Below are 25,966 nucleotides of genomic sequence, written 5' to 3'. Positions count from 1 at the left end.
AGGTTCGAACATATAGTGAACATCATAAATCGTGCGGACGAATTATCCATCGCTTTTTATGCTATCCGATCTTAGTCGCAAAGGCGGCCGGACGGGGGCCGGCACAGCGATTGTGTCATGGGTCAGGACATGAGAGCGAATCACCGTGTCGGGCGCCGCCCGCGTCCTGCGCGCGGACAAGCATATATCGTCGATGGGATTCGTCGCACCAACCAGGGCCCGAGATAGCATCACAATCGGAACAGGCCCTTCGGCCGGCGCCGACGACCCGACCTCTCGATATGCCCTCGTCCGATCAGAGGCACACGAACAAGCCCTACAGCTACTCAGTCAACTCGTCTCCTGGATTAGAAAGTGGTTACTGTGCCCCGTGGAAGCGAAGGTGAAATCCATCAACCGCCACGTTGCGCAGTCCGAATCCGCGGGTCATCGTTGCATTGTGCATAGGGGGCGATTCGTGGTGGGTCCGGCCGCATCTGAATTAAACGAGGGGTTGGCGAACCTTGAGCGCTTAATCGCCGACCTGAACGGTCGCGATCGCACGATGAATGAAGCCGAAACGCGCTTTCATATCATTGATCGTATCATCGTCGAATGCCTCGGATGGCCTGCCCATCCTGATGAACTTCATCTCGAAAAGGCTCAAGGGCGCGAGTATTCCGACTACGAACTTGGTAAACCCGTTACCGTGATCTGGGAGGCGAAGCGCGAGGGGAAGCTCTTTGAGGTTCCGAAACGGCGAACGGCAAGCCTAGTGCACGCTCTCTCCTCCGTTATGCTTGTTTTTACAGAGTGCAAGGAGGCGATTGATCAGGTGAATGGCTACTGCCTTGCCCGAGGCGTTGAAGTGGCAGTTGCCACGAATGGTCACCAAATAGTGGTTTTTCGCGCTGAGAAAGACTTGGACGTCAAGACAAAGTAAAAATGCATTCTTTTCGAGAGTTTAGATCAGCTCGGCTCTGCTTTTCATAGGGCTTGGCAGCTACTTTCTCCTGGCCGATTCAGGCTGGCAGCTTATTTGAACTACTGATGAATGCCGCATCTTCTAAGCCACCTGAAAAACTCTCTACAAGCATTCCTCAGTACCCACAATTTCGTCAGCCAAGTGACCTTCAGCGCTCCATGGCTGATATTGCTGAGTTGCTTTTGTTAAGTGTTTCTGATCAGCCAGAGGATGAAGAGAGTTTTTACAAGTCATGCTATTGTCAGAGTGGAGCTTTGAACCAACATGCACTAATCAGCAAGCAAATGTTAAGCGCGCGCTATGCTTCCATATTTCCCGACGCCGAGGACGCATATACCGTAAGGCCTGTGTTAGGAAAAGGAGCAAAGCCACAGCTTACACCAGAGATACTGTCCCAAGCTATATCTAATCACCCCATCGCTTTGGTTGGCGATGTTGGCGTAGGAAAATCTTCATTCTTAAAGCATCTAATGTATGTAAGTGCCTTCGCCGAATTCCAGCATGCGATTTAAGCGTACGTGAACCTCGGTCGAAAAGGCGCTCTTTGGGATGACATTCAATCGCTAGTCTTAGATCAAATAGAAAATGCACTGATCGAAAAATATGACTTAGATATAAATGAATCTGTATTTGTTAAGTCGATCTATAAAAAGGAAATAAAGCGATTTGAACGAGGGTTATACGGCGAAATTAAAGAGTCAAATCCGACTCTTTATACAGAAAAGCTTTTATCTATGCTTGACGAAAGGCGGAAAAATAAGGCTGAACATATTCGCGCTTCTGTCGAGTACCTTTCTACGGAGCGACGCAAGCAGATAATAATCGCTCTTGACAATGCGGATCAACGCAGCACTGCTGTTCAGCAAGAAGCGTTTGTCATTGCCCAGAATCTTGCCGCCGATTGGCGTGCGACGGTTTTCATTTCAGTGCGTCCCCGAACGTTCTTTGTCTCTAAGCGGTCTGGTGCGCTGTCGGCCTATCCTCACCGAGTGTTCACGATCGCGCCGCCGCGGATCGATGAGGTCATCAAGCGGCGTCTAGCCTTTGCATTGAGCATCGCGGAAGGCAAGCGACAGCTAAGTAAACTTAACGGCATTTCATTTAAATTCGGAAATATCGCGACGCTGATACAGGTTTTGCTTGATTCAATCGATTATTCTGATGATGTAAAGCTGTTTCTCGAAAATATAACGGGCGGGAACGTGCGGCTCTTGATTGAGTTTATTGCTGGGATGTTTGGTAATCCCAACGTAGACCTGCAGAGGCTGGTGATTAGTCTCGAGCAAACATCAAGATATTTTATTCCGGTTCATGATTTTTGGAAGGTGGCGCTAAGAAGGGATTATCAGTATTTTGACCCGGAAAAAGTCATCGCCGCTAATATATTCACCGTTCAAACGGATGATCCTCGCGAGCACTTCCTGCTTCCGTTGATCCTTGGTCTCCTCGATGAGAATGCGCCGCGCCGTAGCGCCGAAGATTTCGTAAGCTACGACATTATAAAATCTGAAATGCAGGCGCTGGGGTATAAACCAGCCGTCGTAGATGCGACTGTGCGCGCGGCAAACAATAAGAAATTGATTGAGGCGCCAGATAGAATTACCTTTGAAGAAGACGAAGATGGCGCGTACGGCTTTGTTCCGAGTGCATTTCGGATCAATACTATTGGTGCTTATCACCTAAAGACATGGATGACGTCTTTTACCTACCTTGGCGCGGTGGTTGTTGATACGCCGATCTTCGAAGAGCGCGCCAGCGACGCATTGCGAGCCAACATCCGTTCATTTGCATTAGCGGACCGATACGAACGGGCGGTTCGCTTCCGGGATTATCTTACTAACATTTGGGCCTACATGAACATCTCGCCCAGCTACTTCGACTGGGATGGGGCCTGCAAGCGGGCGCAGAATACGTTCGATCCGGTGGCTCATACTATTAAGAAACGTGGGCATTAAGCGAAAGCGCAATGACCTCGTATGTCAGAGTCGGCGCCCGATTCTGGCGCTTAGCTGGCGCCGGGCAAGCCCGGTCAGCACATTGAAGTGCGCGCCCTAGAGTGCCGCAGCGAACACGTAGTTCTCACTTTCATCAACGTCGGCGCGCCATTTCTCTACGAGAGTTGGCGTAGGTTACAGGCGCATTCGCGCCGTTCTTTCCTTCCACCAAGGCGCGTACCAAGAGCACACCTCGCGTTGTCGGCCAGCTTAGCAAGCCGGCGCTCGCGCCCTTCAGCGCGCGGATCATGGCGCCCATCGCCGGATCGCCGGGCTTCACATAGCGCAGCAGCGGCACGCGGCCGACGCGCATCACGACATAAGGCGTCAGCGGCTCGATGCAGTCGGTCGGGTCGATACCCGGCAGGCAGGACAGCGCGGTGGCGTAGGTCGAGTGCAGATGCACCACCGCGTCCGTTTGGGGTCGCGTCTCGTAGAACGCTTGGTGCAGGAACACTTCCTTCGACGGCTTGTCGCCGGAAAGGTGCCGTCCTCCCGCCCCTCAAGTTGACGGGACAGCTCTCATGTGAAGCTTAACTGATACGCCTGGCATTGTATTCTATTTTACGTACCGGAAATGCCATTTTTCTAAGAAAAAAGAATGCAGACGGGACTTCCAGTGCTTATTATCTGCCCTGTATTGCTGAGCTGTCCAGAGGACTCATCTACGTGAAACTCAACGATATTGTCTGTGAGCTCATTCGCGGCGTAAATCCGGGCTCCAGATGGATCTAATGTCATGAATCGCGGCCCGCGTCCGGCAGTTAGTTCCCATCCTGCAGGTGACAGCAGTCCCGTGCCCTGATCCACTGCATAGATGGCAATACTGTCATGACCTCGGTTGGAGGCCCAAAGAGTGCGACCTGAAGGCGCGATCTGGATAGCTGCCGCTCGGTTGTTTCCGACATACGACGATGGCGTCGAGGGCAGAATCTGTAAAGCCTCGAGCGCACCGCGCTCGCCGTCCCATCGATAAGTCGCCACAGTGGAGTCAAGCTCGTTAACGACATATGCGAAGGGCTTGGTCGGATGAAAATCGATATGCCGCGGACCTGCCCCCTCGCGAGTTTTGATCGAAGGTGGGTTGTTTGGCAGAAGCGTTCCAGTGTCGGGGTCCAAACGATAAATGAAGATACGGTCCAAGCCTTTGTCCGGCACGACGATGAAGCGTCGGCTGGGATCGAATAGGACCTGATGTGGGTGTGACGCGGATTGTTCCACCTTGTGGGGGCCCGTAGATCCCGCAAGCTCTGTCAGACTGGCAAGAGGCCCCAGCGCGCCGTCAGCTCCGACGGGCAGAACCGCCAACGTACCCGTCGCGTAGTTCGCTACCGTGAGAAACCGATTGGTATTGTCCATCGTGAGATGAACCGGGTTCTTCCCCTGTGTGGATTGCCGATTAATGAAGCTCAGTTGGCCGGTGCCCGCATTGATCTTGAAGGCGCTGACTTCACTGAAGTCGCCGTGAACAGCGTAAAGAAACTGCCTTCGCCGATCGATTGCCAGGAACGATGGATTCACGAGATCCCGAAGCAGCTGTACCTGCCTCCACTCGCCGGAACTGGCGTCGATCTCAAAAACGCCAATGCCTTCCCCATGCGCGTTGCGCTCCTTGGTTGTTCGACAGCCCACATAGGCATAGCCCCGTTTAGCTGCCGCCTGCGCCTCGTCGGGCTGCGAGACCCATCCGGCAGTAGCGGCGGCTGCAAGGCTTCCGGCGGCCATGATCAGGTGACGACGATTGAGGTCCGTATTCCCAGACACCTATTCCTCCCTATATTAAGTCATTATTCGTGTTCTTGACCTGAACTCGAGGCCCCGGCTCTGTGGCGACGGGCCACTACTCCAGAGGTATCTTCAAAATCTCCTCAAGCTCGGCCCTGACGGCTCTGGTTCGAGCGACAGCTTCGTCAATCGCCGCAGCCGTACGTTTCGCCCCGCGTTCGCCGACGAAGAAGAAGTGGTTTCCGCCGACCGCGATCGAAAGCCGGTCGTCGAGCTCTCGTGTCAACGCGACAAGCTTCTTCCAATGCTCGTCCCCGAGCGCGCCGAGCTTGATCTTGTTGCCGGCGATGTAGCGATTGACGATCGTGTTGACGTTGTAGATCGTCCAGTTGGCCCGATCGGCGAGAACGTGCCGCGCATCGGCAACTTCCTCATTCTCGAAGACGGTCACGAGGGGGTAGGCGTCGAAGTTGAAGGCGCCGTAAGCCGTCGCCTGGGCCATGTGATCGAGCTCGAATTTGCCCTCGCGATAGACCTCTCCATAGCCTTGGAGATTGACCGACATGTCCCCTACATACTCGGTACGGAAAATCTCCTCTGGAATGATCGCTCGGCCGCCATTGTCCTTCGCATTGTCGGCCAATTGCTTCAGCCAGCCCACATAAAGGGGCGTGCGCGATGCATATCCGGAGGGCGCCATGTCGATATGGGTCGTATAGGAGATCAGGCCGGGAATTCCCGGGGTGGCGGCGAACGAGATCGTCGTCTCGACCTCAAGGCCCGCGTCCCGGGCTGCGGCGTAGCTCGGCTGGACCGCCTTGCCGCCCATGCTCCACAACGCGACCACGATCTTGTTGGAGAGGCCGTTCTGCTGGATCTTCGTCCGGGCTATCTCGATCAGTTGCTTGCCCCAGTCGCGTGCCGTGAATTCCGGGCGCTTCTCGGCGAAGGCGGGCGTATCGATGGGGTAGGAGACAGCGAGGAAGCTGTATCCTTTCTGCGTCAGCCAATGATCGAGGAAATCCTCGCGGCGCGCTCCTGAATGTCCGCCATAGGCAATACGCGCCATGTGGTGCGCGCCAGGCGAAAAGACCACGAGCGGCTTGGCCGGATCACCCTTCCTAAAATAGGTCACGGCGGGGAAGCCTGCGGCGGTGACCGCCGCTTCGCCATTATAGAGTTTCGTCTGCGCTCCGGCACTCGTGGCGATGGCCATGCATGCGCCCACCATCGCCCAACGAACGATCCTCATCATCCTCCCACTCCATCGTGTTTATTGGTCTGAAGGCTCAGAATCGGGAGCGCCAACTCAGGCCCTCCCGTGTGTCGCCGGCCGGGATGTATTCCAGCCCGACCGAACCCAGGTAGCCGACACGATCGAGAGCTTCGAAGAAGCGGATGAAGTCGAATGTCCCTGTTCCAGGCTCGTGTCGCCCGGGATGATCCGCAATATGGATGTGCGCGATCGTCTCGGAATGCTGCTGCACGAAGGTGATGGCGTCGACTCCGGCATTTGTTGCGTGGAAGGCGTCGAACAGCATCCGCAGGTTCGAGGCGCCGGCGCCGGCGATCGCGCGAAGCGCCTTCGCCGGATGGTCGACGAGATAGCCGGAGATCGTGGCGCCCCCAATCGGCTCGACGAGTAGCGTCATGCCGCGAGCGGCGGCGGCGTCGCATGCGAAGCGGAGATTGGTGATGTAGCATTCCCGGGCGGCATCGAAGACCTCAGGCTTGGAAACGACGCCGGCCATGACGTGCACGAAGCGGCTGCCGATCGCTTGTGCGTAGTCGAGCCCCGTCTCGACGCTTTGCCGGAATTCCTGCTCCCTGCCGAGTAGGCAAGCGATGCCTTTTTCTCCGCGCGCGGCATTGCCGGCCGGCAGCGCCATCTGGACGAATGAGAGGTCATGCTGGTCGCAGAGCTCGCGCACGCGCTCCGCCGAGAGCCCATAGGGACCCGGATGCTCGACCTCTCGGAAGCCGGCCGCTGCAGCGGCCGCGAAGCGCTCTTCGAGCGGATGCTCGGTGAACATGTAACCGAGATGAGCGCTGTATCTGCGTGCTGGCACCGAACCGTCCTCAATTGGCGAATGGAGATCTGCATCCGGTCTCGTCGGCGAGACGCCCGAGGTCCTTCACCGTGTCCGCCGGGAGGAGGATGCCGTGCGCCCGGTGCATCGCATCGTTCCGGGCCTCGAGTTCGCCCGGATAGACGATCTCGTCGAAACCCTTTGCCAGTGGCACGGATTTCAGTTCGTCGATGAGCCGATCCATGCGCTCGCCGAACTCGGCTGGCGATTGAAAGGCGGCAATGTCGAGGGCGATCATGAAATGACCCGTCCCGCCCCGACGCTCGGCCTGGTAGGGGCCGCTCACACCGGTGCCGAAGGCGCTGCCTGTGAGCACGCCAGACAACATGTCCATCATCACGGCGATGGCGTAGCCCTTGTGCTGCGCCATCGGCAGCGTGACACCCTTGAGCGCATCGGCAGGATCGGTCGTCGGCTCTCCCTCGGCATTGATGGCCCAGCCTTCGGGAATGGCGAGCCTCTTCTGCTGAGCGAGATAGATCTTGCCGCGGGCCACACTCGTATTGGCAATGTCGAGGACCATCGGCGCGTGCCGGCCTGCGGGAGCCGCCCACGACCAGGGATTCGTCCCCACCGTCTTGCCCCGGCCGCCCCACGGCGCCATCGCCGGGCTGGCGTTGGTCGAAAGGAAGGCGACGCATCCCTGGTTTGCGGCCAGCAGCGTGAAATACATCGCCGTGCCGAAATGATTGGAGTTGCGCAGCGCCACCACGCCGACCCCATGCGCCTTGGCGCGGCGGATCGCCTGGCGCATGCCGCGCTCCGCCAGGACCTGCCCCATGGCGTCGTGGCCATCGATGACGGCGATCGCGCCGGCATCGATAAGGCATTCGGGAACGGCGTCCGCCTTGACGGCGCCCGATCTGAGTCGCGCGACATACCAGGGCAGGCGCATGACGCCGTGGGACTGGTGCCCCCATAGATCGGCCTGTACCAGCGTGTCGGCGCACAGCCGCGCATCGGCCTCCGCAAGCCCGGCGGCGACGTAGATTGCCGTCGAGAAGTGCAGCAGATCGTCGGCCTTGATGAGATGGGACGGCTTCATTGGGCCTCTCGTGTGAGATCGGTTGCGGGGTGGCTCGCCGCCCGGCGCCGGCGCAGCAGTACCGGCACGAGGATGAGGAGAAGGCCGATCAGCAGCAGCCCCAGCGAAATCGGATGGGTGACGAAGACGGAGAGGTCGCCCTGGCTGATCGCCAGCGCCCGGCGAAACTGCTGCTCCGCCATCGGACCAAGGATCAGGCCAACGATGCAGGGAGCGACAGGAATATCGAGCACGCGCATGCCGAAGCCGATGAGCCCGATCACCCAGAGGATCACGAGATCGACTAGATTGTTGTTGAGCGTGTAGGCGCCCATGGTCGCGAAGATCAGGATGCCGGCATAAAGCCAGGGCCGCGGGATCATGAGCAGCTTCACCCACACACCGGCCATCGGCAGATTGAGAACCAGCAGCAGCACGTTGCCAATATAGAGGCTGGCGATCAGGCCCCAGACGAGGCTCGAATTGTTCTCGAACAGCAGCGGGCCTGGTTGCAGGCCATATTGCTGGAAGGCGGCGAGCATGATGGCTGCGGTGGCCGAGGTCGGCAAACCGAGCGCCAGCAGCGGCGCCAGCACGCCGGCCGCCGAAGCATTATTGGCGGCTTCCGGACCGGCGACGGCCTCGATGGCGCCGTGACCGAACTCTTCGGGGTGCTTGGAGAGCCGCTTCTCGATCAGATAGGACAGGAAGGTCGGGATTTCGCTGCCGCCTGCCGGTAGCGCGCCGATAGGAAAGCCGATGGCGGTGCCGCGCAGCCAGGGCTTCCATGAGCGGGCCCAGTCCTCGCGGCTCATCCATTTGGAACCCTTGAGATCGTACATCTCTTCGGGCTCAAAGCGATGCCGCGCGGCGTTGTAGAGCGTCTCGCCGACCGCAAAGAGACCTACAGCCACTACGACGACGTCAATGCCGTCGAGCAGTTCCGGTATGCCGAGCGCGAAACGTGCTTGCCCGGTCTGCAGGTCAATGCCGACGAGGCCGAGGGCGAGGCCGAAGAACAGACTGGCGAGCCCACGCGGCAGGGAGTCACCCAGCACCGCCGTGACCGTGGTCAGCGCCAGCACCATGAGGGCGAAATATTCCGCCGGTCCGAAGGCGAGTGCGATGCGCACCATCAGCGGCGCGACGAAGGTCAGCGCGACCGTCGCGATTGTGCCGGCGACGAAGGAGCCGATCGCCGCTGTCGCCAGCGCCTGAGCGCCGCGTCCCTTGCGCGCCATAGCGTGGCCGTCGAGTGCGGTGACGATGGACGCGCTCTCGCCGGGCGTGTTCAGCAGGATGGAGGTGGTCGATCCGCCATACATTGCGCCGTAAAAGATGCCGGCGAACATAATGAAGGCGCTGGTCGGGTCGAGATTGTAGGTGACCGGCAGCAGCAGCGCGACAGTGAGCGCCGGGCCGATGCCGGGCAGGACGCCGATCGCGGTGCCGAGCGTCACGCCGATCGCCGACCACATGAGGTTGTAAGGCGTGAGCGCCACGGAGAAGCCGTGGAACAGGGCGCTGAGCGTATCCATAATGATCTACTTCCGAAGGGCGTCGAGCAGCGGCTCGAAGAGCGAACCGACGGGAAGCTCGAGATCCAGACCCAGGTCGAACACCACGAGGGTCAGTATCGTGAGCGCGAGACCAATCAGGGCGTTCGTGAGATAGCGGCGGCTGCCGAAGGCGCGCGCTGTCATGACGAACAGCAGCGTACCGGCGAGTATCCAGCCGAGCGTTTCCAGCAAAACGATCTGGAGCAGCAGGCCGCTCGCCACCAGCGAAAAGGACGGCCAGTCGATCTCGATTCCATCGGCCTCGACCGGACCGGTGGTAACGGCCTCAAGCTGCAGCCACAAGCCGACAAGGATCAGTCCTGCGGCAACGAGGCCGGGGAACAGGTGGGGGCCAACGGTTGTCGCCGCACCCACCCCAGGCATTGTCCAGGTTTCGAAGGCGATAAAGACGCCAAGCGCCAGTACCGCCAGGCCGAAGGCGACTTCTCCAAGTCGCAGGCCCTTTTCTGTCGTCATCGCCGGTTCTCCAGATCGACTATTGGGTCAGGCCGACGTCTTTGAGCGCCGTCGCCACGCGAACCTGTTCCTGCTTCAGGAAGCTCGCGAACTCGGCAGGGGGGAGATAGGCGTCGATCCAGCCGCGCTTCTGAAGCACCGCCTTCCATTCCTCGGTCTTGACCATTGCCGCGATCATCTCGGCGAGCGCCTTCTTCTCCTCCTCCGAGGTCGAGGCGTGAACGGCAAGGCCGCGCCAGTTCATAATGGCGAGATCGACGCCGCCCTCTTTCAGCGTGGGCACTTTCACGTCTGGCATGCGCTCGCCCGACGAGATCGCCAGCGCGCGGAGCTTGCCAGCCTCGATCTGGCTGCGGAATTCCTCGAAGCCGCTGATGCCGACCGTGGCATGGCCGCCAAGCGTGGAGGCGAGTACTTCGCCGCCGCCGGCGTGCACGACATAGTTGACCTTGGTCGGATCGACGCCCACGGCTTTGGCGATCAGGCCGACCATCACATGGTCGATGCCGCCGATAGAACCGCCCGCCCACGACACCGCCTGCGGATTGGCCTTCAGCTTGGCCACAAGATCGGCCATCGTCTTGATGTCTGAACTCGCGGGAACAACGATGACGTTGGTCTCGCCCATCAGCCGGGCGAGCGGTACGACCTGGTTCAGCGTCACCGCCGATTTGGTGGTGATGATGCCGCCGACCAGCGCAAAACCGAACACCAGAATGCTCGGTGCCCGCTTGCGGCTGGTGATGAACTGCGACAGGCCGACCGTGCCGCCGCCGCCGGCGACGTTCTGGACCTGAACGCCTGAGGCAAGTTTCTTTTCCTGAAGCACGATCTGCATGCTGCGCGCGAGCTGGTCATAACCGCTGCCCGGAGCACTGGGGGCAAGGAGTTCAAGCCCCTTCACCTCCTCCGCCAGCAGCGGCGAAGTGCCTACCGTCAGCGAAGCGATGGCTGCGGTCGCGAGAACGGAAAACTGGCGGCGATCCATAGCGATCATTATTCCCTCCCTAAGGGTATGTGATTGTTTGATTTGGCGTCTTTTCTTCTTTTGGGAGCTCCGTCAGGCGGAACTCTGGTCACTCGCGCCTATTTGGCGTCGTGTTCTGCATCAATGGTGCGGGTGTCGCCGGTGGCGACGTTGGTGCGGGTGGCGTCGATGGACGCGTAGGTCCAGAAGATCTTCATCGGCTCGGTCGCCGACGCGTTGCGGAAGTTGTGTGGCACGTTCGCCGCGATCCACGTGGTCTCCTGTGGACCGAGGTAGTGCTCGACACCGTCGAGGGTCGCGATGGCATGACCCTCCAGCACCATCACGCTCTCCTCGCAATTATGGGTGTGGATCGGGATCGACGCGCCACCCTCAAAAGCGGTGATGCCGTTGATCAGGCTGGTCGAACCGATGCGGCGGGTGACGAGCGGCACGGTGCGCGCGCCGCTGCCACGTTCGCGCGGCTTGATTTCGGAGGGGCGCAGCACCGCGCCGGTTGGATGGGTATTGGTCATTTCAGGCTGCCTTCACGGGGCCGACCCAGAGGGTCTTGAGGTTCACGAATTCGCGGATGCCGTAGGAGCCGAGTTCCCGGCCATAGCCGGACCGCTTGATACCGCCGAAGGGTAGACGGGGATCAGAAGCGACCATGCCATTGATGAAGACGGCGCCGGCATCGATCGTCCGTGCGAGGCGTTGGCCGGATTCGACATCGGCGGTCCAGAGCGCCGCACCGAGGCCGAACTCGGTGTCGTTGGCGAGACGGATCGCCTCATCAGCCCCGTCGACACGGATTATGGCGGCGACCGGACCAAAGGTTTCCTCGCGGAAAGCCGCCATCTCCCGCGTCACGTTGTCGAGGACGGTTGCCGGATAGAAGAAGCCCGGGCGGTTGACCATCTGGCCGCCCATCTTCAGGATCGCACCAGCCGCGACGCTGCGTTCCACCTGATCGTGAAGCGTGGCGCGTAGATTGGCGCGCGCCATAGGTCCGATAGACACGCCCTGCTGGAGCGGGTCCCCCATCCTGAGGGCAGCGGCATGGCGGCAGAATGCCTCGACGAAGCTGTCCGCTACCGCATGGTCGACGATGAAACGCTTGGCGTTCACGCAACTCTGCCCGACGTTCACATAACGGGCCTTTACCGCCATGGTTGCGGCGGCCTCGACATCGGCGTCCGAGAGCACGATGAAGGGATCCGACCCGCCAAGCTCCAGCACTTGCTTCTTGAGCGCCTTGCCGGCCTGCGCCGCGACGATTGCGCCAACCTCGGTCGAGCCGGTCAGCGTGACAGCCGCGATCCGGTCGTCGGCGATCAGCCCGGCGACAGAGCCGGCGTCGATCAGCAGCGTCCGGAACAACCCGTCGGGACACCCTGCTTCGCGCATCACCTCGTCAATCGCCAGTGCGCAGCGCGGCACATTGTTGGCATGCTTGAGAAGGGCGCCATTGCCCGCGGCAAAGGCAGGCGCGGCAAAACGGAAGAACTGCCAGAACGGGTAGTTCCACGGCATGATCGCCAGCACGACGCCGAGCGGGTCGAACACGACGGCGCTATGAGATGCAGACGAGGCGATGATCTCATCAGCGAGGAAAACCGGCGCCTCATCTGCATAGAAGTCGCAATTCCACGCGCACTTCTCGATCTCGCCCTCTGCCTCGACCAGCGGCTTACCCATCTCCTGTGTGATCATGCGGGCGTAGGCGGACTTGTTCGCGCGCAGCACGCTCGCCATACGGCGCAGCAAGCCAACGCGCTCGAGAATGGGAACCTGCCGCCATGCCGCCTGCGCGGTCGCGGCATCGGCTAGCGCGTCTTCCACATCCTGCGCGCTGTGGAGCGGATAGCGCGCCAGTTCGGCGCCATCGGCGGGGTTGATGGATACGAGCATCTCGGAACCGTTCGGTTGAGTGTTGGAACTCAGGCCGCCTGTCCAGCGGCGGACGGGTGGGTAACGGCAGCACACACAGCGTCGGTGAAAGCATCTGTGGAAAGCGAGCCGCCAAGATCGGCGGTGCGCGTCGCCGGGTTGCCCAGAACTTTGCCTATCGCCTTTTCAAGCACGGCAGCGGCCTCGATCAGCGCCTTGTTGCCGTCACGGCGCCCGCGCCAGTCCAGCAGCATGGCCGCCGAGAGCATCAGTGACGTCGGATTCGCGACGTTGCGCCCGGCGATATCGGGGGCGGAGCCGTGCTGCGCTTGGGCTACGCAGATGCCGTCGCCGACACTGATAGAGCCGCCAAGACCAAGGCTGCCGCAAAGCTCGGACGCCTCATCCGAGAGGATGTCGCCGAACATATTAGTGGTGACGATGACGTCGAAGCGGTCCGGCGTGCGGATCAGGTGGGCGGCGGTCGCATCGACGATCAACTCTTCCAGAAAAACGTCCGGATATTCGGCAGCGACCTTGCGCACCTCTCTCAAGAATAGGCCATCAGAGAGCATCAGCACATTCGCCTTGTGAACTGCTGTCACCTTCTTGCGCCGCCCGCGGGCGAGGTCGAATGCGGCGCGCGCTACCTGCTCGGAAGCTCTGGCGGTGATCTTGCGCATCGAGAGCGCCATGTTCTCGTCCGGCATGAACTCGCCGGTGCCGGCAAACATATTGCGGTCGGAATAGAAACCCTCGGTGTTCTCGCGCACCACGACGAGATCCATCGGACGACGAAGGATGGTTAGTTCGGGGCGCGACCGACACGGGCGAATATTGGCGAAGAGCGCGAAATGCGTGCGCAATTCTCCGGAAGGATTGATTCCCCCGTGCTGCCGCGACGGATATTCGTAGTGCGAGACGGGGCCGAGGATCACGCCATCTACCCCCGGCACTCGCTCGATGACTTCGAGCGGCAAGGTTGTGCCGCGCTCGGCCAGCGCCTCGAGGCCAATGGCCCGCTCATCGAAATCGAACTTCAGATCGAGGCGAGCGCTGAGCGCGTCGAGCGCTCGCAGCGTGGCCTCGGTGATTTCCGGGCCAATGCCATCGCCTGGAAGAACAAGGATTCGCACTTGAGCCGCTCCCAGATCGCGGACATTGCCGCATGGTCTTTTATCGTTGTGAAATGCCTTATAGGGGCATATTTGGTACTTTGCAATGGCAAAAGACCAACGTGATTTGGTATACAGATTTCCGTGTGGCAAAAGGGGAGTGCCCTTGGATTCCGAGCATGCAGACAACCCCACTTATCAATCAGCTGGTCGCCCAGATCGTTGAGCACATTCACGCCGAGCGCCTGAGCGAGGGCGAGCGGCTCGCTGAACGGCGGTTGGCCGAGATGTTTCGGGTGTCCCGGTCGCCGGTGCGCAATGCACTCAAGGTGCTGGAGGCATCGGGCATCGTCCGGCAGGGGGACCGCGGCGGCTTCATCATCGCCAAGGCAGACGGGGAGAAGATTCAGACGTTCGAGTCCGCGTCGAGCTATGAAGATGAACAGATCTATCTAGACATCGCCGATGACCGTGTTTCGGGGCGGCTACCCGAGCGGATCACCGAGAACGAGCTTCTGCGTCGCTACAAGCTCACACGCGGCCGGCTGACCCATATCCTGCGCAGGATGACGAACGAGGGATGGATCGAGCGGCTGCCGGGCAATGGATGGGCCTTTCTGCCGGTGCTCACATCGCTTCAGGCCTATGAGGACAGCTACCGGTTCCGTCTGCTGATCGAGCCCGCCGCCATCATGGAACCAGGCTTCATGCTCAACCGGCCCACACTGGAGAGGTGTCGAGAGCAGCAGCAGTGGCTCATCCATGGCGGCATATACGGGGTATCCGACGCTCGCCTGTTCGAACTGAACAGCGGCCTCCACGAGGCCATCATCGAGTGCAGCCGGAACAGCTTCTTCATCGACGCGCTGAAACGTATCGACCGTCTCCGTCGCCTGATCGACTATCGCCAGATGCTCGACAGGGACAGCGCCCGTCGGCGCTGCATGGAGCATGTCGAGCTTCTCGATCTGCTGCTTGCAGATAGGCGTCACGCGGCTGCGGAGTTCATGAAGAAGCATTTGGATGAACTCAGCACGCTCAAGATGCGAGCTCGTGCGAAATCTCATCGTGTAGCTTAGTTGAACGAGCCTGATGAGGCCGCTTCCATGATGTGCGAATTTGGCTTTGGCAAGCAAGACTACGATAGAAGAGAAACGATAAATTACCATCGAGACGGTTTTGGCCCCAAGCTCTATCGCGCCTCTATTCCACGTAGCTCATGTCGAGCTCGCTGATCGAGTCACTTCCCATACCGTCGGTCTTGACCCGAGCGCGCGACCGTCAGGCGCGAGCCATTCAAAAACGCAGCCTTCGAAGTCCTTGCACGAACTGTTCTCTCGGAATTTGTCGCAGACCTGGCAGTTTAGGCTCTTTCTACACTCCGCCCCCTCCGACTCGCCGTTGTCGTGTGCCGGGCGGAAGCCCGGATCGAACAGCCTCTTGCGGAAGCTGATATACAAGCGGTCGACACGCCCCCGCTCAGCGCGCTGTCTCTTGGCTGCCACCACTTTCTGTTTTGATGGAATGCGAGGCTAAGGAGTTCGAATCTCTACCGGCCCGCCATCCCCATTGATTTTACGCTATGACGCGATAGCTACGCAAACGCCGCCGATTTCCGTACCGCGCGCCAAGCCGCCGCAGCTCCGCCCGCCACCAAAACAGCCGCATCGACGCGATCTGCTACGCCTATTGCGGCTGCAGATGCTCGGCCATGAAGTCGACGAACGCCCTCAGTTTGGGCGTGATCTGACGGCTGGCCGGCCAGAGCACATTGAACTGATCGGTCTCGGTTACCCACTCGTCCAGGATGGACACGAGACGGCCGTCAGCAATCTCGCTACGGATTGCAAAGGGAGGCAGACAGGCAATTCCCATTCCTTCGATCGCCAACTCGATCAGAGGATCAACCGCCGTCGCGCTCATCCGCTCGGGCAGAATGATCCTTCCCTGTCTTTCCGTACGAGCAAACGGCCAGGGTCGTAGCTTGCCCGTGCTCGGCGACCGTTGGTGAAGACATTGGTGATGCGCCAGATCGTCAGGGGTTTCTGGCTCGCCGCATCTCGCCAGATAGGCGGGTGAGGCGACAATTTTCAGCCGGAACCGTCCGACATTGCGGCTCATCAACCGGCTGTCCGAGGGTTGCCCGGTCCGAACGACCGCATCGAACCCTTCCTCCACAACGTCCACCAGCCGATCGGTGAAATCCAGGTCGAGTTGCACCTCGGGCCAGGCGCGCATGAAATCAGCCATCACCGGTGTCAGCAACATGCCGACCAGCGGCAGACTCACGCGCAGCCGCCCTCTCGGCGTTCGATTGGATCGGGCAAGCTCGGCTTCCGCTGCCTCGACCTCCTCGAAGATACGGCGGCAGCGTTCGAGGAACAGCCGCCCCTCTTCGGTCAGCGTCATATTGCGCGTGTTGCGATGGAACAGGCGCGCGTCCAGCCGTTGTTCAAGGCGAACCACCGCCTTGCCAACGGCCGAGGCGGAAAGGCCGAGCTTGCGGCCGGCTGCAACGAAGCTGCCGGTTTCAGCCGATTGCACGAAGGCATCGAACGCCGTGAGTTTGTCCATGCCCTGACTATTGCGCGAATTTTATTCCGTAGTCACCGGAATGACGGCCCATTTTTCCGTAACAAGCCGTCCGCTATCCCTTGGCCTTCCGCAGCCAAGGATATGAAGATGATCCCCGCCTTCACGATAGAGCCCGCCCCGACGACCTTCATCGTCAACGTGATTCACGTTCACCCCGGCAAGCAGGAGGAAGCGTTCCGGCTGATCCAGGATGTCGTCCACTATGTTGCCGAGCGGAAGCCGGGCTTTCTGTGGAGCAACCTCGCCAAGAGCACCGATGGGCTGACGGTCGTGAATATTGAGGCGATTTCCGATCCCGGCGATGTCGAAATCTTCTTTTCCGATCCGGTCTTCCTTGAGAAGTTCCGCAAGCTCGACATCGTCTCATCCTGCGAGTTTCACACCTACACCGTTGGCGACCTGGTACTGCCGAAGGCCTCGGCGTGACGGCGCAAGTCGATCGGCTGCCGGTGGCGGGACTTTGCGCACTGGCGGTTGCCGGCTTCGTCACGATCCTGACGGAGGCCCTCCCGGCCGCGCTACTCCCGCAGATCGGGGGGGCGCTGGGGGTGAGCGAGGCAATGGCCGGACAATGGATCAGCATCTACGCGCTGGGGTCGCTGCTCGCCGCGATTCCCCTGACGGCAGCGACGCGAAGCTGGCGCAGACGACCGCTCCTGCTTGGCGCCATCATCGGTTTCGCCGTCGCCAATCTGGTCACGGCCTTGACCGCGAGCTTCGTCGTCGCAATGGTGGCGCGTTTCGTCGGAGGCGTATCGGCCGGCCTGCTCTGGGCGTTGCTGGCCGGCTATGCGGTTCGCATGGCGCCATCTCATTTGGCAGGGCGGGCCATGGCCATCGCAATGACGGGGACGCCCCTGGCGCTCTCCATCGGCATCCCGGCGGGCACGTTTCTGGGCATCCTCGCGGGGTGGCGGCTGACCTTCGGTCTGCTCAGCGTCATCGCACTTCTGCTTGTGGGCTGGATCATCGTAAAGGTGCCGGATTTTGCAGGCGAGCCTGAAACGCAACGCCCTTCCTTGGCCCAGGTCTTTGCAGTTCCAGGCGTGCGGCCGGTGCTGGCGGTGACGCTTTGCTTCGTGCTGGCCCACAACCTCCTCTACACCTACATCGCGCCACTGCTGACTGGCCACCGCATGGCCGACCAGATCGACAGTGTCCTTCTGGTCTTCGGGGGCGCCGCACTTGTCAGTATTGGCCTGACGGGCGCGTTGATCGATAAATGGCTGCGACCCTTGACCTTCATCGGCATCGGCCTGTTTCTTGTGGCGGTCTTCATACTTGCGGTGACGAGCGGAGCCCCGTTGGCGATCTATGGGTCCGCAATGATCTGGGGACTGGCTTTTGGCGGGTCGGCGACGGTTTTTCAGACCGCATCAGCGCGCGCGGCCGGCCCGGTGGCCGACGTGGCCCAGGCGATGATCGTCACGGCATGGAATATCGCCATTTTCGGTGGGGCCGTCGTGGGCGGTGTCATTCTCGAAACCGCAGGAGCAGGCGGACTATCGTGGGCTGGCATAGCCCTGCTTGTCGGCGCCGCTGGATCAGCGCTGTGCATGGGATGCCCCGCTGGCGCGCAGACCTATGCCGACTGATCCTCCCCCGAAAAAGTGGACGGGGTTAAGCCGCTCTGCGTTCCATCTCGGCAGGGCTTATGTAGCCGAGCGCCGAGTGCAGGCGGCGGGGATTGTAGAAGCCCTCAATGTATCCGAACAGGTCCCGTCGCGCCTTGGCCCGGGTGGCATAGAGGCGATGATGGACCCGCTCGGTTTTCAGGGTGTGGAAGAAGCTCTCCATGGGTGCATTGTCCCAGCAATCGCCCTTGCGGCTCATGGATGGGGTGATGCCCGCGGTGGCAAGCGCCCCGCGGTAGGCCTCGGCAGCATATTGAATGCCGCTCTCCTCGTGGATCAGCCGGATACCTTCGGTGAGCGCCCGGTTGGTCTGCGCGCACGAACTCTCCGGCCGGGCGCGCCATGCATAATAGCCGCTGGCCGACAGCCCCAGAGTCGCACACATCACCCGAACCGGCCACACATCGTGATGCTCATCGACGAACCCGAACTTCATCGGGAGGCCGCTCCGAAGATGAGCGCGGCTTTTTTAGGATGTCGCGCTCCATCCGCAGGCGCTCGTTCTCCCGCTTGAGCCGGGCGTTCTCCGCAGCCAGGTCGCCCGTGGGGCGAGGTCTCTCACCCACCGGCGCAGCACCGTCTTGTGCAGCCCCAGCTCCTGTGCCAACTGCCCGGTGGAAAGGCCGCTGGAGGTCACCCGGTCAACGGCCTCTTGCTTGAACGCCTCTGGAAACACCCGACGCCGTGTGCCCATCGAACACTCCTGTGAAGCTCGCAAAACCTAACATGGGTGTCCACAAAACCGAGGGAGGATCACCGCTAGGCGCAGGACGAGGGCCACATTGTCGGTTGCGTCGAGAAATGGGATCAGATTGTGGAACTGAAAAATGAAGCCGATCTTGTCCAGCCGCAGACGCCTGAGATCCGACCTCAGCCAGCGCCCGTCCTCGATCACGCGCTCGCCATCGAGCGCCATCGATCCGGACGAGGCGCCGAGGATGCAGCCGATCACGTTCAGCGGTGTCGTCCTGCCGGATCCCGACGGACCCAGCTGAGCCACAACCTGGCGCGGGTAGACCGTCAGCGAGACGTCGCGCAGGGCATCGACACGCGTTGCTCCCGTGCCGAGTTGCTTGGAGATGTGATCGAGGCGAACCAGGGGATCCCGTTCAATGCCATGTCGCCTAGCCTCCGAGCGCCGTGGCGGGATCAACCCGCAATGCCGCGCGAACACGCAGGTCGCTCGATGCGATGCAGACCGCAAGCACGATCAGGCCGAGCCCGGCCACATTGTCCGCCTCGAGGACCACCTGACGCAGGAAGTGATCCTTGATGGCGAAGATCATGGCCGTGCCGAGCACGAACCCGATCAGGCCGAGCGCCAGGGCCTGCTGCACGATCATCAGGACGATCGTGCGATCAGGGGCGCCGATCAGCTTGAGCGTCGCGATCTGCTTCAGCTTCTCGATGGTCAGCGTATAGACAATGAGGGCGATGATCACCGCGGACACAAAGAGCAGGATTGTCGTGAACAGCCCGATCTGGCCGGGCGGCGCGGTGCGGGTGCAAAACCTGTCCCTTGAGTTCTCTCAATGCGGCATCCGCCACTTTCGGGTGTTCTTCGCCATGGAGATGCTCGCTCAGCGTCAATGGCGTCTCGTTGCGGCGTGAAAGAGAAACGTAGACATGCGACACATCAAGTTGGCTCTTTTCGGCCTCCTGGCTTGCATGTCAGTGCTGTGGATCGCTGCGGAGCCCGGGGCGTTCCAGCTGAATGGCTTCTTCGCAGTGCGGGCGGTAGCCGTGCAGTACACAGGCGTCCTCGCCATTGCGGTCATGAGCGCGGCGATGGTTCTAGCTCTGCGCCCGCGCTGGCCCGAACACTGGATGGGCGGCCTCGACAAGATGTATCGCCTCCACAAATGGCTCGGCATCACCGCGCTTGTCGTTGCCGTCATCCATTGGTTGTGGGCGCAGGGGCCGAAATGGGCCGTGGGTTGGGGTCTTCTGGAGCGACCCGCCCGCGGCCCACGCCCTCCCATCGAGAACCCGATCGAGGCCTTCTTCTCAAGCCTGCGCGGCACCGCCGAGAACATCGGCGAATGGGCCTTCTACGCAGCCATGGTGCTGATCGCGCTGGCACTGATCCGCATCTTTCCCTACCGCTGGTTCTACAAGACCCACCGCCTGCTGGCTGTCGCCTATCTGGTGCTGGTGTTCCATACGGTGGTGCTCCTGAACTTCGCCGACTGGATGACGCCGCTCGGGGGTGTGATGGCGGTGCTGCTGACCGGCGGCACCCTCGCCACAGGGGTGGTGCTGCTGCGCCGGGTCGGCGCCGCGCGGCAGGTGAAGGGCCGCATTGCCGAGCTGAACTATTTTCCGGGGGTGAAGGTGCTCGAAACCATCATCGATGTGCCCGCCGGCTGGCCGGGGCATCGGGCGGGCCAGTTCGCCTTCGCCCTGTCAGATGCCTCCGAAGGCGCGCATCCCTACACCATTGCGTCGGGGTGGCATCCGGACCATCCGCGAATCACGTTCATAACCAAGGAGCTGGGCGACCACACCAGCCGCCTCAAGGAGAGGCTCAAGGTGGGCCAGGAAGTACGGGTCGAGGGGCCCTATGGCCGCTTCACTTTCGACGACGACTGCCGCAACCAGATCTGGATCGGCGGCGGCATCGGCATCACCCCGTTCATCGCGCGCATGAAGCACATGGCCCTGCGCGGCGAAGCGCCCGATTGGCCGGAGGGACAGACGGCCGACCTGTTCCACGCCACCTCCGATGTGGACGAGGGGGCGCTCGCCAAACTCGGAGAAGACGCAAGGTCCGCCAACGTGCACCTGCACCTGCTGGTCAGCCCGCGCGACGGCCGGTTGACCGGCGCCCGCATCCGCGAGGCCGTGCCGAACTGGCGCGAGGCCAGCATCTGGTTTTGCGGACCAGCCGGCTTCGGGGCGACGCTGCGACGGGATTTTGCCGCCGCGGGTTTTCCCGTGGAGCAGAGGTTCCATCAGGAGCTCTTCGACATGCGGTGAGGCGTGCTCAACCTATGGCGTCCAAATCGGAGGCGGGAGCCCAGACGGTGCGCAGAACCGCTGACCGTAGCTCCACCCGCGGGGCCCACCGCCTGGAGACATGCCTCCTGTCGCGGTTGGGGAGGGGCCCGCGCATCATGCCGTTCTTCGTCAACGGCGCGACTGTGACGGGACCATCAGTCGGACGACAATCCCGGCAACATCAGTTTGGCGGAGCAGGCCCGACGAGACCTGCCGGGCGCGACAAAGCACGTCGAAAGCACGTCGGCGACGGACATCCGCCCAGGCCGGCGGCGAGGCCCGCCCCGTCACGCTCACATCACATCATGCATCCCATGCCGGTGAGCAGCTCATTGGCCTTCTTCTTCTGGCCATCGCTGAGCGCGGCGTAGAGGTCGCTTAGCGGTTGCTTCATCTCCTTGAGAGCGGCGGCGCGGGCTTCCATCACCGCGATACGGGACTCCAGGCGCTCCAGCGGCGTATCGGCGTCAAAGCTGGTGCGCATGGCCTGGCGCAGGCCCTGCATGCTGACGAAATTGTTCTTCATCGCCACCACATAGGCGTCCCATGCCTTGGCCTGCGCATCGGTGACGCCGAGCTCGGCCTTCAGGAAGGCAACTCGGCCCTCGATGAAGGCGGGGAGCTGGCCGTCGGCATCACCCGTCATCCAGCCACCGCAGCCGCCCATCATGCTCCGGGCCGGGCGATTGAACCCGGGACCCCAGCCCCCCTGGCCGGGGCCCATATAACCCGCACCCTGACCCATCATACCCGGACCATAGCCCGGCCCACCGCCCATCTGGGCGCTCGCCGGCACAGCGAACAATGCCGCCGCGGCCAGCGCAAACGCTGCGACGCCCGTGACGGAAACAGACTTGATCTTCATGACGCTCTCCCTTGTTGCGGGGCGGACACGTCCGCCCCTCCGAACTGAACCGGGGTCGAGCCCGGACATCCTAGGCCGAGCCCGCGCCTCCTGACGCATCAATCCGCGCGCGATGCCCCAATCGTGATGCAGGACGCACGGCTTCCGCAGTCCTGTCGCGGGAACCACAGCGGCGGGCGGGCACACCCGAAACCATCGTCACCGATGGCCGAAACACGGCGCTACCGGCAATGGCCTGCGACCAAAAATGCGCTTGCACGCATATGCGCATGAGCATATTAAAGCTCTATGGAACCTGCCCTCACCCTTCTGTCGGCCCTGGCCGAACCTACCCGCCTCGCGGCGGTCCGCCTTCTGTGGGACGGGCGCGAGCATTGCGTCTGCGAGCTCGTGCGCGTCCTTGGTGTCACCCAGTCCCGCATGTCGCGCCATATGGCGGTGCTCAAGCAGGCCGGCGTGGTGGTGGATCGGCGGGACGCTCAATGGGTGCGCTACCGCCGCAATCCCGAATTGCCGGCCGAGCAGGCGGCCATCGTCGATGCTATCCTCTCAAGCCTGAACGCTTCATCGAGCAGGAGAGCGGCATGAGCGCCGACCTGTCATTGACCGAGCGCAAACCGCCACGAGATGCGTCGCCTCTGGCCTGGGGGTTGGCAACGCTCGCGGCAATCGCGCTCTGGTTTGTGGTCTATGCCCAGCTTGCGCCCTTCTCCCAATGGCTGGTGGCGCGCCTGCCGGTGGAGCCCGGCAGCCATCTCGCCGAAGCGGTCGAATTCTTCATCTACGACACGCCCAAGGTGCTGATGTTGCTGACGCTGGTGGTGTTCGCCATGGGCGTGGTGCGCAGCTTCTTTTCCGCCGAGCGCACCCGTGCGCTGCTCGCCGGCAAGCGCGAAGGGCTCGGCAATATCGCGGCCGCCGGCCTCGGCATCGTCACGCCCTTCTGCTCTTGCTCGGCGGTGCCATTGTTTGTCGGCTTCGTCTCCGCCGGCGTGCCGCTTGGCGTCACCTTCTCCTTCCTCATCGCCGCGCCCATGGTGAATGAAGTGGCGCTGGGCCTGCTGTTTGCGCTGGTCGGCTGGAAGGTGGCGCTCACCTATCTTTGCTTCGGCCTTGCAGTGGCCATCGTCGCCGGCTGGGTCATCGGCCGCCTGCACCTGGAAGGCTGGCTGGAAGACTGGGTGCGCAATGTGCGCGCCAGTCCGGTCGAACTGCCACCAAACGGCATGACGCTGGTGGAGCGCATTAAGGCCGGTCTCGACGCGGTGCGTGACATCGTCGGCAAGGTCTGGATGTGGATCATCGCCGGCATCGCCGCGGGCGCTTTCATCCACGGCTTCGTGCCGGCGGACCTCCTCGCCTCCATCATGGGGCGGGATGCCTGGTGGTCGGTTCCTGCCGCGGTTCTGCTGGGCATTCCCATGTATTCCAATGCCGCGGGCATCATCCCGGTGGTCGAGGCTCTGCTCGCCAAGGGGGCCGCGCTGGGCACCGTGCTCGCCTTCATGATGGCAGTGATCGCCCTGTCTCTGCCGGAAATGATTATCCTGCGCAAAGTCCTCAGTCTGAAGTTGATCGCCGTATTCGTGGGCGTGGTCGGAACCGGGATCCTTGCCGTGGGCTTCCTGTTCAACGCGCTGTTTTCTTGAAAACAAGAAGGGCAAAAGCCATGAAAGACGTGAAGATCCTCGGCCCCGGCTGCTCCCGCTGCGAGGCGGCGGCACAGATGGTACGGGCCGAGGCGGCCAAGCTCGGGCTCGACATCGCCGTGGAGAAAGTCACCGATTATGCGCTGATCGCCGGCTACGGTATCGCCTCGACCCCCGGCATCGTCATCGACGGCAAGGTGGTGCATGCCGGTGGCCTGCCGAAGCCTGACGATGTTTCCCGCTGGCTCGCGACGTGAGCGCCGTCATGCTGGAATACAAGGTTCGCGCATCGCGCATCAACGCCCACGGCAGCCTCGCCCGCACCAAAGAGGCCGAGATCACCCTCGACACCGACATCGGCGGGCGCGCCGATGCGTTCAACCCGGCGGAACTGTTCCTCGCGGCCATCGCCGCCTGCATGATCAAGGGCATCGAGCGGGTGGCCCCGATGCTGAAATTCGAGTTGCGCGGGGTGGAAGTGACGCTCCATGCCGTTCGGCAGGACGCGCCGCCGAAAATCATCTCCGTGGATTACGAACTGATCATCGATACGGACGAGACGGAGCAGCGCCTGGCTTTGCTCCACACCAACGTCCGCAAGTACGGCACGATTTCGAACACTGTGGCGGAAGCGACCCGATTGGACGGGACAATCCGCAGGAAAACGTAAGCCTTACGAAACCCTGCCCCCACCAAGGCCCGGCGGGGCGCTCGACGTTATCACCTATAGAACTGACGTCGCGGGTCGCCATCCTGCGCCGATCCGAATGGCTCGGCTTTCCCCCCATCGCGGCCTCGCGCCATCCGGCAGACCTACAGGCATTCGCCGCGCTGACGGAGGCGTTTTCACGCATGAACGAGGACGAGGACGGCCAGGCGGTGCTCGCCATGCTGCGGCTCGACGGGTTCGTACCGCTGGAGGCAAGCCTGTTCGACCCCATCGCCGCAAAGGCGGCGCTCGTCGCGGGCACCGGGTGAGATCCATGATCGCGCGCCTCGACCCCCGCCAGTGGCCTGTTACCCTCAAGGTGCCCCTGGCCGTTGTCGAGGAGGACCAAGACCGTTTTGCCGAGAGCTATGGTTACACCCACGCAGCCTCGGCCCCTCATCAGGAGGCAGCCGCATATGATGCGCCTGCGGAGCCCGAGGAAGAAGACGGCCGCACGCCGATCTCCGACCGATTGCTCACCGAACTGACCACCCATCAGACCCTCGGCCTGCGCCACGCGCTCGGCGAGCAGCCCGATGTGGCCTTCCTGGCGGCGGTCCACGCCCTCACGCTGAAGGACTTCTATGCCTACGGCTCGGACAGCTGCCTCAAGCTCAATCTGAAAAGCGTGTCTTTCAACGCCCAGGCGCCGGGCCTCAACGACAGCGTCTCCGCCGAGGCCATCCGCATCCGAGATGAGAGCTGGGCCAAGGCGCTGCCCAAGGAGCCGGTCTCGCTCTGGGACACCCTGAGCGGGTGGGACCGCGACAGCCAGGCCGCCTTGTTCGCCCATGTGGTGAGCCTCTCGGTCAATGCCGTGCAGGAGGCCTGGAACCGGCGTCCCCGCGCCTTCGCCCATGCCGATAGGCTGGCACAGGCGGTGGCGCTCGACATGGTGGCCGCCGGATGGAAGCCCACCGTCGACACTTCCTTGGTCGGGTCACCAAGGCCCGCATCCTGCAGGCGGTGACACAGCCGATCACACGCTCATCTGGGCAAAGCTCGACCGGGTGCATTCCAAGCACCCCGACATGGTGCTGCTGCACGGACGGGCTTCCTGCCGGGCGCGCGAGAGGTCGCTAGCATCTTCTTTCTCCGACCGTTGATCGCGCGCGCCAGCAGGCCTCTTCCATGGCCTGATCTGGCCGAAGGCCGGCTGTGCCTCGACCGGCCATGCCGCAATGGCGGTGTCGGACTTTCTTCCCCTGGGCGTTCCGCCCATTCCTCGCGCGACAAGAAAGTCCTCCTTGACCATCAGGCTCCTGCCGGGGTGCGGCGGTGGTCGCCTCCGGCCCTTCGATCGCCATCGAGGCCGCAACGGTGCGGGCTCGGAAACGGAAGACGGAGATCGACAATGGCCACCATCGGCACCTTCAAGAAGACCGGCGCGAACGAGTTCACCGGCGAGATCGTCATCCTCAGCGTCCAGGCCAAGGGCGTGCGCATCCTTCCCGACCTGCGCGCCAACGGCGAGGGCGCTCCCAGCCACCGGGTCCTGGTGGCCCGTGCCGAGATCGGTGCCGCCTGGTCCAAGCGCCCCAGCGAGGGCCGCGACTATCTGGGCCTCAAGCTCGACGATCCGAGCTTCAACGCCCCGATCTACGCCAATCTCTTCGACGACGAGGAAGGCGACACCTTCTCGCTGATCTGGTCCCGCCCCAGCGGGCGCCGCGGCGAGTGAGCCGCCCGAGGCCCCGGCCGGATCC

Annotated in this window: 30 protein-coding genes and 2 pseudogenes; 16 read left to right on the top strand and 16 right to left on the bottom strand. The window is 61.9% G+C overall.

Features of this window, described 5'->3' with window-relative positions; genetic code table 11:
• Positions 1–382: 382 nt before the first annotated feature.
• The 3 genes from V5F77_RS11395 (at position 383) to V5F77_RS11385 (ending at position 2,919) form a co-directional block, all read left to right on the top strand.
• Positions 383–922: a hypothetical protein gene (locus tag V5F77_RS11395; RefSeq protein WP_429005457.1), complete on the top strand. Its 540-nt coding sequence runs from the start codon at positions 383–385 to the stop codon at positions 920–922.
• Between the two features lie 107 nt (positions 923–1,029).
• Positions 1,030–1,476 carry a hypothetical protein gene (locus V5F77_RS11390; protein WP_429005456.1) on the top strand — a complete coding sequence of 149 codons (447 nt, stop codon included), beginning with the start codon at positions 1,030–1,032 and terminating at the stop codon, positions 1,474–1,476.
• Positions 1,477–1,482: 6 nt separating this feature from the next.
• Positions 1,483–2,919 carry a hypothetical protein gene (locus V5F77_RS11385; protein WP_429005455.1) on the top strand — a complete coding sequence of 479 codons (1,437 nt, stop codon included), beginning with the start codon at positions 1,483–1,485 and terminating at the stop codon, positions 2,917–2,919.
• Positions 2,920–3,052: 133 nt separating this feature from the next.
• Here the strand turns inward: V5F77_RS11385 and V5F77_RS11380 are convergent, their stop codons facing one another.
• The 11 genes from V5F77_RS11380 to V5F77_RS11330 all read right to left on the bottom strand — a co-directional run bounded on the left by V5F77_RS11380 (position 3,053) and on the right by V5F77_RS11330 (position 13,829).
• On the bottom strand, positions 3,053–3,415 hold the full coding sequence (locus V5F77_RS11380) for a class II aldolase/adducin family protein (protein WP_429005454.1): 363 nt from the start codon (positions 3,413–3,415) through the stop codon (positions 3,053–3,055).
• Positions 3,416–3,546: 131 nt separating this feature from the next.
• Positions 3,547–4,722 carry a lactonase family protein gene (locus tag V5F77_RS11375; RefSeq protein ID WP_429005453.1) on the bottom strand — a complete coding sequence of 392 codons (1,176 nt, stop codon included), beginning with the start codon at positions 4,720–4,722 and terminating at the stop codon, positions 3,547–3,549.
• 76 nt (positions 4,723–4,798) lie between these two features.
• Positions 4,799–5,938, bottom strand: a complete 1,140-nt coding sequence (locus V5F77_RS11370) for a hypothetical protein (RefSeq protein ID WP_429005452.1) — start codon at positions 5,936–5,938, stop codon at positions 4,799–4,801.
• 34 nt (positions 5,939–5,972) lie between these two features.
• Complete coding sequence (locus V5F77_RS11365) at positions 5,973–6,716, bottom strand: hydroxypyruvate isomerase family protein (protein ID WP_429005451.1); 744 nt, start codon at positions 6,714–6,716, stop codon at positions 5,973–5,975.
• A 46-nt stretch (positions 6,717–6,762) separates the two neighbouring features.
• A complete protein-coding gene (locus V5F77_RS11360; protein ID WP_429005450.1) occupies positions 6,763–7,818 on the bottom strand; it encodes an Ldh family oxidoreductase in 1,056 nt (351 codons plus the stop codon).
• Positions 7,815–9,335, bottom strand: coding sequence for a tripartite tricarboxylate transporter permease (locus V5F77_RS11355; protein WP_429005449.1), 1,521 nt, complete (start codon positions 9,333–9,335; stop codon positions 7,815–7,817). Before V5F77_RS11355 ends, V5F77_RS11360 begins: the two co-directional genes overlap by 4 nt.
• Positions 9,336–9,341: 6 nt before the next feature.
• Positions 9,342–9,833: a tripartite tricarboxylate transporter TctB family protein gene (locus tag V5F77_RS11350; protein ID WP_429005448.1), complete on the bottom strand. Its 492-nt coding sequence runs from the start codon at positions 9,831–9,833 to the stop codon at positions 9,342–9,344.
• A 19-nt stretch (positions 9,834–9,852) separates the two neighbouring features.
• Positions 9,853–10,830: a Bug family tripartite tricarboxylate transporter substrate binding protein gene (locus tag V5F77_RS11345; protein ID WP_429005447.1), complete on the bottom strand. Its 978-nt coding sequence runs from the start codon at positions 10,828–10,830 to the stop codon at positions 9,853–9,855.
• An 89-nt stretch (positions 10,831–10,919) separates the two neighbouring features.
• Positions 10,920–11,336, bottom strand: a complete 417-nt coding sequence (locus V5F77_RS11340; RefSeq protein WP_429005446.1) for a cupin domain-containing protein — start codon at positions 11,334–11,336, stop codon at positions 10,920–10,922.
• A gap of 1 nt (position 11,337) precedes the next feature.
• Complete coding sequence (locus V5F77_RS11335) at positions 11,338–12,714, bottom strand: NAD-dependent succinate-semialdehyde dehydrogenase (protein ID WP_429005445.1); 1,377 nt, start codon at positions 12,712–12,714, stop codon at positions 11,338–11,340.
• 29 nt (positions 12,715–12,743) lie between these two features.
• The gene (locus V5F77_RS11330) at positions 12,744–13,829 is read right to left on the bottom strand and encodes an isocitrate/isopropylmalate dehydrogenase family protein (protein ID WP_429005444.1); all 1,086 of its coding nucleotides are present in this window, start codon (positions 13,827–13,829) and stop codon (positions 12,744–12,746) included.
• Between the two features lie 32 nt (positions 13,830–13,861).
• Here V5F77_RS11330 and V5F77_RS11325 point away from each other — a divergent pair, with 32 nt between their 5' ends.
• Positions 13,862–14,887, top strand: a complete 1,026-nt coding sequence (locus V5F77_RS11325; protein WP_429005443.1) for a GntR family transcriptional regulator — start codon at positions 13,862–13,864, stop codon at positions 14,885–14,887.
• Between the two features lie 607 nt (positions 14,888–15,494).
• Here the strand turns inward: V5F77_RS11325 and V5F77_RS11320 are convergent.
• Positions 15,495–16,382 carry a LysR family transcriptional regulator gene (locus V5F77_RS11320; RefSeq protein WP_429005442.1) on the bottom strand — a complete coding sequence of 296 codons (888 nt, stop codon included), beginning with the start codon at positions 16,380–16,382 and terminating at the stop codon, positions 15,495–15,497.
• 108 nt (positions 16,383–16,490) lie between these two features.
• On the opposite strand from V5F77_RS11320, the gene V5F77_RS11315 reads away from it, so the two are divergent.
• Complete coding sequence (locus V5F77_RS11315) at positions 16,491–16,829, top strand: antibiotic biosynthesis monooxygenase (protein WP_429005441.1); 339 nt, start codon at positions 16,491–16,493, stop codon at positions 16,827–16,829.
• The gene (locus V5F77_RS11310) at positions 16,826–17,998 is read left to right on the top strand and encodes an MFS transporter (RefSeq protein WP_429005440.1); all 1,173 of its coding nucleotides are present in this window, start codon (positions 16,826–16,828) and stop codon (positions 17,996–17,998) included. The genes V5F77_RS11315 and V5F77_RS11310 overlap by 4 nt, the downstream gene beginning before the upstream one ends.
• A gap of 25 nt (positions 17,999–18,023) precedes the next feature.
• Here the strand turns inward: V5F77_RS11310 and V5F77_RS11305 are convergent.
• From V5F77_RS11305 to V5F77_RS11295, 3 genes and pseudogenes are all read right to left on the bottom strand, one after another.
• Positions 18,024–18,731: pseudogene (locus V5F77_RS11305) on the bottom strand (transposase).
• Positions 18,732–18,758: 27 nt separating this feature from the next.
• Positions 18,759–19,211, bottom strand: coding sequence for an ATP-binding cassette domain-containing protein (locus tag V5F77_RS11300; RefSeq protein WP_429005439.1), 453 nt, complete (start codon positions 19,209–19,211; stop codon positions 18,759–18,761).
• On the bottom strand, positions 19,162–19,488 hold the full coding sequence (locus V5F77_RS11295) for an FtsX-like permease family protein (RefSeq protein WP_429005438.1): 327 nt from the start codon (positions 19,486–19,488) through the stop codon (positions 19,162–19,164). Before V5F77_RS11295 ends, V5F77_RS11300 begins: the two co-directional genes overlap by 50 nt.
• Positions 19,489–19,504: 16 nt before the next feature.
• Here V5F77_RS11295 and V5F77_RS11290 point away from each other — a divergent pair, with 16 nt between their 5' ends.
• A complete protein-coding gene (locus tag V5F77_RS11290) occupies positions 19,505–19,648 on the top strand; it encodes a hypothetical protein (RefSeq protein ID WP_429005437.1) in 144 nt (47 codons plus the stop codon).
• A gap of 15 nt (positions 19,649–19,663) precedes the next feature.
• The gene (locus V5F77_RS11285; protein WP_429005436.1) at positions 19,664–21,016 is read left to right on the top strand and encodes a ferredoxin reductase family protein; all 1,353 of its coding nucleotides are present in this window, start codon (positions 19,664–19,666) and stop codon (positions 21,014–21,016) included.
• 319 nt (positions 21,017–21,335) lie between these two features.
• Here V5F77_RS11285 and V5F77_RS11280 read toward each other — a convergent pair whose 3' ends face one another.
• Entirely contained in the window at positions 21,336–21,902 is a 567-nt protein-coding gene (locus V5F77_RS11280; protein WP_429005435.1) for a Spy/CpxP family protein refolding chaperone, read from the bottom strand.
• Between the two features lie 288 nt (positions 21,903–22,190).
• Between V5F77_RS11280 and V5F77_RS11275 the strand changes: the two genes are divergently transcribed.
• From V5F77_RS11275 to V5F77_RS11240, 8 genes and pseudogenes are all read left to right on the top strand, one after another.
• Positions 22,191–22,490, top strand: a complete 300-nt coding sequence (locus tag V5F77_RS11275; RefSeq protein WP_429005434.1) for an ArsR/SmtB family transcription factor — start codon at positions 22,191–22,193, stop codon at positions 22,488–22,490.
• Complete coding sequence (locus V5F77_RS11270) at positions 22,487–23,551, top strand: permease (RefSeq protein WP_429005433.1); 1,065 nt, start codon at positions 22,487–22,489, stop codon at positions 23,549–23,551. The genes V5F77_RS11275 and V5F77_RS11270 overlap by 4 nt, the downstream gene beginning before the upstream one ends.
• A 20-nt stretch (positions 23,552–23,571) precedes the next feature.
• The gene (locus V5F77_RS11265) at positions 23,572–23,808 is read left to right on the top strand and encodes a thioredoxin family protein (RefSeq protein ID WP_429005432.1); all 237 of its coding nucleotides are present in this window, start codon (positions 23,572–23,574) and stop codon (positions 23,806–23,808) included.
• Positions 23,809–23,816: 8 nt separating this feature from the next.
• Complete coding sequence (locus V5F77_RS11260) at positions 23,817–24,221, top strand: OsmC family protein (RefSeq protein WP_429005469.1); 405 nt, start codon at positions 23,817–23,819, stop codon at positions 24,219–24,221.
• A complete protein-coding gene (locus V5F77_RS11255; protein WP_429005468.1) occupies positions 24,191–24,529 on the top strand; it encodes a PhnD/SsuA/transferrin family substrate-binding protein in 339 nt (112 codons plus the stop codon). The genes V5F77_RS11260 and V5F77_RS11255 overlap by 31 nt, the downstream gene beginning before the upstream one ends.
• Positions 24,530–24,678: 149 nt before the next feature.
• A pseudogene (locus tag V5F77_RS11250) lies at positions 24,679–25,235 on the top strand (DNA-binding protein); the annotation flags it as partial.
• 14 nt (positions 25,236–25,249) lie between these two features.
• Positions 25,250–25,366 (top strand): hypothetical protein, encoded by a 117-nt coding sequence (locus V5F77_RS11245; protein ID WP_429005467.1) that lies wholly within the window; start codon positions 25,250–25,252, stop codon positions 25,364–25,366.
• 248 nt (positions 25,367–25,614) lie between these two features.
• Positions 25,615–25,941, top strand: coding sequence for a DUF736 domain-containing protein (locus V5F77_RS11240; RefSeq protein ID WP_429005431.1), 327 nt, complete (start codon positions 25,615–25,617; stop codon positions 25,939–25,941).
• Positions 25,942–25,966 lie beyond the last annotated feature (25 nt).

The sequence above is a fragment of the Roseixanthobacter psychrophilus genome, from assembly GCF_043195195.1.
GTDB lineage: Bacteria > Pseudomonadota > Alphaproteobacteria > Rhizobiales > Xanthobacteraceae > NCEH01.
The sequence above is the reverse complement of the archived record's forward strand: the minus strand, read 5'-3'. Positions and strand labels throughout refer to the sequence as shown.

Coding starts and splice junctions, on each gene's coding strand:
- V5F77_RS11390 (WP_429005456.1), top strand. CDS start 1,030: ATGAATGCCGCATCTTCTAAGCCACCTGAAAAACTCTCTACAAGCATT.
- V5F77_RS11370 (WP_429005452.1), bottom strand. CDS start 5,938: ATGATGAGGATCGTTCGTTGGGCGATGGTGGGCGCATGCATGGCCATC.
- V5F77_RS11365 (WP_429005451.1), bottom strand. CDS start 6,716: ATGTTCACCGAGCATCCGCTCGAAGAGCGCTTCGCGGCCGCTGCAGCG.
- V5F77_RS11360 (WP_429005450.1), bottom strand. CDS start 7,818: ATGAAGCCGTCCCATCTCATCAAGGCCGACGATCTGCTGCACTTCTCG.
- V5F77_RS11355 (WP_429005449.1), bottom strand. CDS start 9,335: ATGGATACGCTCAGCGCCCTGTTCCACGGCTTCTCCGTGGCGCTCACG.
- V5F77_RS11350 (WP_429005448.1), bottom strand. CDS start 9,833: ATGACGACAGAAAAGGGCCTGCGACTTGGAGAAGTCGCCTTCGGCCTG.
- V5F77_RS11345 (WP_429005447.1), bottom strand. CDS start 10,830: ATGATCGCTATGGATCGCCGCCAGTTTTCCGTTCTCGCGACCGCAGCC.
- V5F77_RS11340 (WP_429005446.1), bottom strand. CDS start 11,336: ATGACCAATACCCATCCAACCGGCGCGGTGCTGCGCCCCTCCGAAATC.
- V5F77_RS11335 (WP_429005445.1), bottom strand. CDS start 12,714: ATGCTCGTATCCATCAACCCCGCCGATGGCGCCGAACTGGCGCGCTAT.
- V5F77_RS11325 (WP_429005443.1), top strand. CDS start 13,862: ATGGTCTTTTATCGTTGTGAAATGCCTTATAGGGGCATATTTGGTACT.
- V5F77_RS11320 (WP_429005442.1), bottom strand. CDS start 16,382: ATGGACAAACTCACGGCGTTCGATGCCTTCGTGCAATCGGCTGAAACC.
- V5F77_RS11315 (WP_429005441.1), top strand. CDS start 16,491: ATGATCCCCGCCTTCACGATAGAGCCCGCCCCGACGACCTTCATCGTC.
- V5F77_RS11285 (WP_429005436.1), top strand. CDS start 19,664: ATGCGACACATCAAGTTGGCTCTTTTCGGCCTCCTGGCTTGCATGTCA.
- V5F77_RS11280 (WP_429005435.1), bottom strand. CDS start 21,902: ATGAAGATCAAGTCTGTTTCCGTCACGGGCGTCGCAGCGTTTGCGCTG.
- V5F77_RS11275 (WP_429005434.1), top strand. CDS start 22,191: ATGGAACCTGCCCTCACCCTTCTGTCGGCCCTGGCCGAACCTACCCGC.
- V5F77_RS11270 (WP_429005433.1), top strand. CDS start 22,487: ATGAGCGCCGACCTGTCATTGACCGAGCGCAAACCGCCACGAGATGCG.
- V5F77_RS11265 (WP_429005432.1), top strand. CDS start 23,572: ATGAAAGACGTGAAGATCCTCGGCCCCGGCTGCTCCCGCTGCGAGGCG.
- V5F77_RS11260 (WP_429005469.1), top strand. CDS start 23,817: ATGCTGGAATACAAGGTTCGCGCATCGCGCATCAACGCCCACGGCAGC.
- V5F77_RS11240 (WP_429005431.1), top strand. CDS start 25,615: ATGGCCACCATCGGCACCTTCAAGAAGACCGGCGCGAACGAGTTCACC.